At 45.7% G+C, this 8,982-nt stretch carries 1 protein-coding gene; it reads right to left on the reverse strand.

What is annotated here, in order from left to right:
- Positions 1-8,727, reverse strand: an 8,727-nt coding sequence (locus tag Q8N22_00095) for a hypothetical protein (GenBank protein ID MDP3052352.1), incomplete at its 3' end; no start/stop codon positions are given.
- Between the last annotated feature and the right edge of the window lie 255 nt (positions 8,728-8,982).

The raw sequence follows: 8,982 nt of genomic DNA on the forward strand, positions 1-8,982 counted from the left end.
TATATTATTCCAGGTATAGGGCACGGTCGCTGAGACCGTTCCGGAATCATCAATCACATTGGTATATGCGCCGCCGTCTTTAGAGTAGTAGAGTTTGACAAACGACACTTTGGTGGAGCCGTTTAAGCTCCAGGCAATGGTGTTAGAGTTAGAGCCGACGACTAAATTCTGATCCAAAACCGGCTGGCTGACGCTAATTACCGGGCGCATAGCAAAAGGATATACCGAGGCATTAAAGACACTGGCATGCGCTGAATCCGTGACCTTCACCAGACAGTTCTCCGAGTTCTCGTCAGGAATAGTAATCGCTTTAGTGTTACTGCCGGAGGTATGTCCGGCTTCACCGGTAATAATATTCGTCCAACCCGTGCCGCCGTTAGTGGAATAGTCAATGTCCACGGTAGTTACCGCGCCATTGGCTGTCCAGTTGATGTTCTGAGCCTCACCTTTATACCAGACAATCTTAGGCGTCTCGGTATTCGGAGCAGTAACGATCAGGCTGCCGACTAGCTTTACATCATAACCAGAGATAGATTTAACATCCGCATCCGCGGCATCCCTGACCCTGACCCTGACTGAGTCACTGACAACATTAGTCGGGATACTCCAGATATAGGTACCTTGTATGCCTGAGGCAGAGTTAGTTGCCTGGCCGATCAAGATATTAGAGCTGGCAAAATTATCAGTGGAATAATGGAACTCGACTGTGCCGTATGTTCCGGTAGGAGTCCATTTAATATTATGGCTAGAGCCGACGGTCCAGATTAATCCTGAGGTGTTGGGTTCGTTGATGGCGATCTTGCCTTCGATTTCAAAGCCATCGGATTCAACGAAAACATTAGTATTGTTTAATTGAGTAATCTTAATTTGGGCAGTCTTAACATTAGCGGTAACGGAATCTAACGGTAAAGTAAACCCGATATAGGGGCTGGAATTAAAAGCAACGGAAGCAGCCACTTCACTCCAGGCATCGATAGCAGATTTCCTAAATTCAATCTTAAGATTCCCCATATTCGCCGGTAAGGTGCAGGGAGTAGTCCAGCCAATAGAAGTAGCTTCACTAATTTTCCACAAACTGCTTGTGGTAGGACTGGTGATCGCAATAGAACCTTTTACCATAAATTCACCCGACAAACCATAAATCGCGCCCAAAGAAGTATCAATCACCCTTATTTTGGATTTCTGAGCGCTAGCCGGGATAATATCCTGATTCGCAGGAATATTCCATTCATAAGGAGAAGAACTGCCGGCTACTGAAGAAGCAATAATATAGGTATAATTGCTGCCGGTATCCTTGGAATACTCTATCCTCACCGTAGGAACATAACCGGTAACACTCCAGACAATATTATTGCCGGCCTGAGTACCCACCAGCCAATCCGCGGCCGCCGTAGGCGCAGTTACGCTGATTATAGGCAGGATAGAGAAAACATTAGTTTCATCCATGCCGCTGTTATTATTGGGATCCGAGATTCTTAATTTACAAGCCGAGGAAGTAAAATCAACAGGTACGGTCCAGCCGTAACTTCCGGAGTTAATAACTGTGTGCGGGACGCCAGCAATAATATAATTCCAACTCGTACCGTTATAATATTCCAGGATAACATTAGGAATACGAGCATCCTGGCCAAGAGGCTGGGTCCAGGATATAGTATAAGAACTTCCGGAATTAAGCGACCCTGGCTCAGCTAAAGTAAACTTGCCTCTTAATTTAAATGCCGCGGATTCCGCATACTCCTGAGTAGGATTGTTCACTGATTCTATCTTTACCTGCACATTCTGGGAAACTACATCATCAGGTATGATCCAAGTATAGGTATGGTCTGTAACCGCAACCGGACAACCGGCTAAAGGAGCAGAATAAGCTCCCGCATCATACTTATACCTTATATTTATCTGGCCTAAAGCACCCTTGTGAGACCAAGTAATCAGCTGGCTAGAACCTACTTCCCAATTAGAAGTAGAGTTAGGCGTATTATCAGTTGGATGCATAATAATAGCGCCGATAACTTTAAAGGTACCTGACTCCCCATATACCAAATTCGGGAAACTCGTATCCCTGACTTTAATCTTAGCCGCACCGGTTAAAGTTGCCGGAATGACTGCTCCGGAATTATAAGGCGAAGATCCCTTGACGATATTACTAGCCAAAGTAACCGGGTAACCTAAACCGCTATTCGTATCTTCTAGAATAATATCGACGTTGGCAGTAGGCGCGGCAATCGCATTCCAGGATATTGAATTGCTGCTGCTTTCGGCAATCCAGGCCTGGCTCGGCGTAGTAACGGTAATCTTAGGCACCAGCGTAAAATTGCCGGTTTCGATATAGACCCCGGGATTCTGATTAGAAGTAATTTTGATTTTACAGGCGGAACTTCTCTGCTGTTGTTTAATATCAGCAGCACTCCAAGTATAGGAATTTGATCCGCTCTGAAGCCCCGCACTATAAGCATCTTCTAATGTGGTCCAGCTGAGGCCATTATAAAGTTCAATTTTAACATTAGACATAGTACCGTTAGCTTGCCAGTTTATAATATGCTCCTCTCCGACATACCAGGTGGTAGGAGTATCTATCGAAGATAACCCTCCTTTAATTGTAAACTCACCGGTTGGACTGGTTAATGCCGGATAATTTATACTACTCACCCGGATTTTACGGCCGGTGCCGATTTTATCCGGTACCGCCCAATCCGGTACTAGCAGTACCCCGCTTTCACCGGATGCGCCGCTGGCATAAGTGTCCGGAAGATTAGAACCGGTGGCATTGGTCAACCAGGAACTCCCATTCCAGAGCTCAAATTTTATGTTTCCGATATTACCGTACTTCTTCCATTGCACTGCTACCGTGCTGCCTACGGTAAATTCATTAGGAGTAACTGGCTGTAATATCTCTAAATAACCGTTAACGGTATTAGGCTGGCCAACCGGAGTCTCGGCATAAACATCATTAGCATCCAGGGCATCCTCAACGCGGAATAATAATTTATCTGTTCCACCGGGTTCGGTAATATCCGCATCTACAGGAGTATAGTTGAGGTTAGTAACGGTCCCGCCTAAATCAGAGCCAATCTGCGTCCACGCGGAAGCGCCGATTTTCTTATAATAAGCGCGTAAAGTAGTAAAATCGCCGCTAGTCGACCAGTCTATGCGATGCGGGGTCCCTACGGTAAGAGTTTGCCCATTAGTGTTACCTTTATCAAAAATTATACTTCCTTTAAATTTATGGGTAGGAGAACCTGCCATTGGCGGGCCGAAAACTTCGGCATGGTTGGACTCAACGACTCTAATCTTCACGTTAGGCGCGGTGCTTGCCGGAATAGTAAAAGTATACGGAGTACCCGGGACATTAGTGCAATAATCCGGGACTATTCCTGTGGCTCCGGAAAAAGCCACCCAGTCCGGGTCCGGATAACTTCCGGCGGAATTACTATTGTATTTGACGTCAACAACCCCGACTGCGCCTACCACATTCCAGGTAACCGTACCGGTGAGCGTAACGTTATAAACCTGATTAGTCAGAGGCGCGGTAACATTTATTTTACCTTTAATGCTAAAGTTACCGGTTTTACTGATAACCGCCGTATCTTCCACCCCTATCTCCACCCTGACCAACTTAAGCACTGCGTTTCCCCAAGAAACAGCGTTATCCGGAATAGTCCAGATGGTAGAACCTGCTGCCGCGTCAATACCGGTTATCTGGGGGACGCCCCACGGGCCGCTTTGACCGGCTGAAGAATAATATAAATTCAATTGTGAAACAGTTCCACTCTTGGTCCAGGAAATAGTTTTCTGTTCTTGCACTGTCCAAGGCGAACCCGTCACCGCATCAATAGTGATCCGCGGTTTCATAAAGAAATCATTGGTCGAGCTGGAATAAACCATACTATCATCCGAATCTCTAACTCTGACGCGGGCTTTTTCAGTAGTCACTAACTGACGGGTTGCTTCCTGGCCAACAGGAATATTCCAGGAATAACTGCTCGACCCATCAGCGCTTGGCGCGCGCGTGACAATGGTTAAAGTTCCGTAATCATCAGCTGTGCCCTGCGTATCATCCGCGCCCTTACCGCTGTTTTTATCAAAAAGCAGGTCTACATCATTTATTCCGCCGGTAGAACCCCAGACAATCTGATTATTCCCGTCAACAAACCAGGTTTCCACGGAACCGGGATTCTTACCCGGGCTAGTAAGCAAGACTGATCCTTTGATTACGAAATTAGCCTGGGAATTAGCGTAGCAATAAGTCGGATCGCTTACCGCGTAAATTTTTACCCGGAGAGTTACTCCAGAAGAAGCTGGGACGATCCAATCATGGTAGCAAACTCCGGCGGTTTCGTTTTTATTGTAGGCAACGGTAGCAATAAGATTTGGGTATCCCCCTGCTCCGCTGGCAGTATCATAATAGAGTTCGCTTGAGCCGATATTACCTTTATATCTCCACTGAATCCTAATGTCCGTGCCGCCAACATAATAAATCTCACCCCCATTGGGCTCCACCAACGCGCGGTTGCTCGATCCATTCCAGAATTTTCCGCGGATATCAAAAGCCTCAGATGTGTTCGTTACCGAACCATCGCTATTATCGGTTATTTTAATTTTAGCGGTAGTTACCGGCAGGCTCACCGGGCTAGGCACAGTCCAATCATAATAGTTTTGCACCGCCGTATCTACCTGAGTAAAGGCACTGCCAAAGCTATTGCCATCCTGCGCGTAATACAAATCTACCAAACCGATATTTGAACCCACGCCGCCGTTAACTACCCAGGTAATCCGATGGGTTTCCGTAGGAATTAAAGCGCTATCGGCCCGGTTAGTTGAACTGGGGCTGGTAATCTGAATTTTGCCTTTCGCGTCAATATTACTTCCGGAATCAACCTTAATATCACTAAAAGCAGAACTTTCCACCCGCACTTTCACATCATTATCTACCGGAGAATTTACCGGATTCCACAACCAACCCCCGGCGTTGGTTTTATTTAACGCGACGTCTCCGTTATAACTTGCTCCTCCGTCATAACTATATTTCACGTTCACCGTACCAACATCTCCCTGCGTAGTCCAGGTAATATTAAACGAATCCCCCACAGTGATTGTGCCGCCATTAGGCACCAGGTTAATAAACCGGGATTTAATGGTTAACGGTTGCACGGAGATAGATTCGATACCGCCAACGGCTGAAGTTAACTTGATTCCTATATCCAAATTTTTACCATTGTCACCGGACTTAAAAACAGTAGCCAGGTCCGGAGGAGCAGTAATCGGGATAGTCCACAGATACGATCCTGTCGGGTTACCCGCGGGCGCTGTTCCGGACTCATCGATGGGGTTTGCGTAAAAGTCATTTCCGCTATCCCTGGAAAAATATAATTTTACAAAACCCACATCACCTAATGTATTCCAGGTAATACTCTCCTGTGTGCCGCATTCCCAGGTTAATGTGGAACCGGATACTGCTGAAGGCCGGGTCAAGATTAAATTACCCTTAACCGCAAAATCGTAAGCGGACTCAGCGTGAATATCCGCTTCATCACCGGTTTTATAAACCTTTACCCTGACAAACTGGCCGACCATACCGGCAACATCGGGAATCGTCCAATCCTTGGTTTGCAGATTAGAATCAACATTACTGGCGATAGTATTTGCTTCCCAGGGCCCGGCAGCTCCGTTAATGCTATACCTTAAATTTACTTGGCCGCCAATCCCTAACTCATCAGGAATGGCATCCCAAGTTATCGTCATCACATCTCCGATGCTCTTGGTAATACCCAGTCCATTAGGATAAGTTAATTTTATCTGCGGCTTAACTTTAAATGAGGCTGACTCTCCGGCAGTCCCGGCAGCTAATCCGGGGTCAGTGGTTGCCTGAACTAATATTTTATTATCTACACCCATATGCGCGGGAAGTACTGTCCAGATATAACTGCCTGCGCCTGAGCCATTATTTATATTCACCACACCGGTGGTTAGAGTAATTGGATAAGCTGCTCCTCCGGTTAAGGATAACAAAACATCCGCTTTTCCGGTGACATCTCCGGTTAAACTCCAGGCGATAGTTTTAGACTCACCGGTGTCAGAAACCTTGACTACTTCATCAAGAGACGGCGCGGTAACCGAGACCAACCCTTTTATTTTGAAACTATTATCACTGACATCATTAATATATACGCGGCTGTGATCCTGCACCTTAATATAGACTTCATCATGAATATCATTAGGGACAGCCCAGGAATAAGTATTCCCCCCGCTGCCGTTATTCGCCTGATAACCTGCTCCGGGGAACCCGGCAAGTAATGCCCAGGCGCCGCCTTCTAACTTTTTATAATATATATCCACCATGTTGCCGGGCAGCGAGCCGGCAATGCTCCATTGTATGTTTTGGCTCGTACCTACCCGCCAGATAATCCCAGTAGAACTTGGGACATCCACATGTATAGTTTCACGAATTTTAAACAACTCAGAGGTAGCGGTAATTGTCTGTTGCGGGAAATCCGTGCTCTCTATTTTAACCTTGGCGGTCTGCAATTCCTGAGTTCCCGGCGCAGCCACTGTCCAGGGATAAATGCCGGCAGCGCTATATCCGCTAACTATCGGCAACCCCCAGCTTCCACCGCTATCCCGGGACACATAAATATTTACCGTAGAAAAAGTCCCGGTGGTTGACCAGGTAATATTCTGCGCCGGAAGGCCAATCTCCCAGATATCCGTAACCAAGGGAGAGGTAACGGTGATTCCTCCGGCGATCGTAAAATTACCGCTACTTAAAGCAAAGACATCCGGATACTGCGTACTCTCTACTTTTATTTTAGCGGTAGTGGTTAACGGAGGAACAACTATTGGCCAAGGATAATCCCTAGTGCTGGCAGTAACCAAAGAAGCTAAAACTTCATCATAGGAATCCGCGCCATTATCTCTGGATAGAGATATTTTAACCGTAGTATAGTAACCGGTATAATCCCAGGTAATATGCTGTAATGTACCGATATTCCAGGTCGCTCCATTTCCCGGAGCAGTAACGGCCAAGGTCCCGGATTTTACATCAAAATCACTAGCGTTAGTTTTGGTATCATTATAAACCGTGGAATCAGTAGATTGAATAACCTTTACTTCAGACTTAAAGGTATCCGGAGTCAAACTGAAACCAACTGGAATAGTCCAGTCCCAGGAACCACCGCCTCCATCCGTACCTGCCGCCGTGCCAGCAACAAGCAATGTGGGATAAGATGCTCCGGTATCCTGAGAATAATAAATATCCACTAATCCGTCATTAATTCCTGAACCAAAATAACCTTTTTTATCCCACTTTACTTTATAAGCTCCGCCGCGCAGGCAGGTGGTAAGCGTAGTGCCTCCTGTATCCGTAACCCGCACATTAGAGATCACTCCTTTTAAAGTAAAAGCATTGCTTATGCTTTCCACTGTTCCGGCGGAAACATAATTATATTTTATTTTAATTTTATTGTTAGTCCCGATAACATTATCCAGAGTTGCTTGGTTAGGAGGGTCTTGGGCAATGCTTGAAGGAATATTCGCCCAGCTCCAGGGATTATTACTGGAGCCATCGGTTCCGGGATCAGCAGTGGCGGTCAAAGTATGATTAAAGGTGACTCCGTCAGTGGCCAGATATATGGTCATATCATGAGGAGTTAAGCCAGTATCATTGAGTTTGCCTTTGGTGCTCCAGGTAATATCCTTGGTCTGCCCCAATTTCCAGATATTCGGTTCGGCAATCGGCGGGGTATCTACGGTCAATACTCCCTTGATGTTAAAATTATTATTAGAAACATCGTAAAGGCCCGTAAACCCGCTCTCAATATCGGTAATCTTTACTTTTAAGGTCGCGCCGATAAGATTAGTAATACCGGTGATGGAAGCCGGTAAATTATTCCAGGTAAATTTACCGTCATTGCTGATAGCCGGGTCATAACCATAACTAATATCTAAGCTGGAGGCGCCGGGAATGCCATACCAGTCTGTCCCGTTAATGGAAATTTCCAGCTTTACGCGGTGCACACTGCTAGTGCCGCCACCGTTTGATTTCAAAGAGTCAGCGTATTTCCAGGTAATATCTACATTAGTGCCAATAACCCAGTTCTCTGAACCGTTAGGGCTATATAAGGTAAAGGGGCAAAATTCCGGAATAAACCAAGCAATAGAATCCGCGCCGGTAGTCGTAGCATTTTTCCGAGAAAAATAATATTTATCCAAGTTAACGCTCGGCAAATAAACCACCGGGCTGGAACCATCAGAATTAAACTTCATAAAAGAACCACTGGAAGAGTTGGCTACCCAAATCTTACTGTTGACAGAATCATTGGATACGCCCCAAGGGTTTGACTGCGTATCATAAGAAGTCGTAGCTCCGGTATTAGGGGTCATAAGATTCATACTATTAGAACCGTAATTAGTAAAAGCTATTTTTCCGCCCGCACCGCTGCCTACCAAATCAATCCCCATAGGATTAAGTTCAGTAGCATACTGTGTCACACCGCCGGAGGCAACACTAGTGACATCATTTAAAGCCAATCTAGCCACAAAGTTATTTCTCAAAGAGGTAGCCCAAACTGATTGGTTAGCATAACCGCCAAAATTATCCGGGGCATTGACCATCGCGCTATAATACTGATTAGTACTACCCAGGTCAAACTCATTGGTACCCAGAACCGTATTTGTGGCGCCATCACTACAGCGATATCTCTTTACCACGTCAGAAGCAGCGCATCCCAGCAACACATATTTTATGCCGTCAGTACCATTGCCAAGATAACAAATAGAAGTAGGGCGTCCAGGGGTACGCGTTGTTCCGGTATAACTAATTACTACGCCAGTGGCAGTTATTTTACTAATGTTACCGATTTTTTAAAAGTGCACTATTTATAAATTAAAAGTGCACTATCTTTAGTAGTTCTGTTTTAACCTTTTGGATGTCCAAAAGCCTGTCTTTATGCCAGAATCTTACTTCTGATAATCCGCCAGTGGTATAAG

Source organism: bacterium (assembly GCA_030693325.1).
Lineage (GTDB): Bacteria > Patescibacteriota > Minisyncoccia > UBA6257 > MFKM01 > MFKM01.